This is a genomic window from Lactobacillus nasalidis, from assembly GCF_016587775.1.
Classification (GTDB): Bacteria; Bacillota; Bacilli; order Lactobacillales; family Lactobacillaceae; genus Lactobacillus; species Lactobacillus nasalidis.
Genome location: NZ_BOCG01000386.1, coordinates 1 through 321, shown reverse-complemented (window position 1 = coordinate 321; position 321 = coordinate 1). Strand labels below are relative to the sequence as shown.

Annotated in this window: 1 pseudogene; it reads left to right on the top strand. The window is 65.4% G+C overall.

Going from position 1 to position 321, the window contains the following annotated elements:
- Positions 1-321: pseudogene (locus tag lacNas_RS07090) on the top strand (bifunctional folylpolyglutamate synthase/dihydrofolate synthase); the annotation flags it as partial.

The following is a 321-nucleotide window of genomic DNA, read 5'->3' as shown; positions in this document are numbered from 1 at the left end:
GTCCAGGCAGACGGCTGCCAGCTTTTGCTTGGCAGCAAGGAATACCGGCTGCCGGCCTGGCCTTTGGCGGAAGCCAAGGACGCGGCCATGGCACTGGCGGCTTTTTCCTCCCTGCCGCTGGCTTTAAGCCGTCAGCAGGCAGAAGCAGCCCTGGTTCAGACCACGGTGCCGGGCCGCTACCAGCTGCTGGTCAAAGGCGGCAAAAGCTTTTTGCTGGACGGGGCCCACAATGTGCAGGCCGGCCAGCAGCTGCTGCCTTATGCCCGCCGCCTGGCTCGGGAAAGGGGCGGCCGGCTCCTGGTTCTGGCAGCCATGATGAAG